This window comes from Faecalibacterium sp. DFI.5.82 (genome assembly GCF_029076575.1).
Lineage (GTDB): Bacteria > Bacillota > Clostridia > Oscillospirales > Ruminococcaceae > Faecalibacterium > Faecalibacterium duncaniae.
This window is the reverse complement of sequence record NZ_JARFIS010000716.1, coordinates 1-302: the sequence shown is the minus strand read 5'-3', so window position 1 is coordinate 302 and position 302 is coordinate 1. Positions and strand designations below refer to the sequence as shown.

The 302-nt window shown below is 60.9% G+C and carries 1 protein-coding gene; it reads left to right on the top strand.

From position 1 onward, the window contains the following. Positions 1-302 (top strand): glycoside hydrolase family 3 N-terminal domain-containing protein (locus P0G09_RS18585; RefSeq protein ID WP_275253409.1); only part of this gene is annotated, 302 nt, incomplete at both ends.

The window sequence follows — 302 nt, the reverse complement described above, 5'->3', positions numbered from 1 at the left end:
CGATGTGACCTCTGACCCCCGCTGGCCCCGTACCTCCGGTACTTACGGCGAGCGTCCCGATGTCACCAGTGACATTGCCGAGGCTCTGGTCAAGGGCTATCTGGATGGCGACAACGGCCTGAACGAGGGTTCTGTTGTTCTGACCATCAAGCACTTCCCCGGCGATGCCCCCTCTGAGACTGGCTTTGAGCCCCATGTGCCCATCGGCCAGTGGCGCATCTACCGCACCCCCGGCTCTATGGAAAAGTATCATCTGCCCCCGTTCCAGCGCGCCTTTGACCACAAGGTCTCTTCCATCTTGC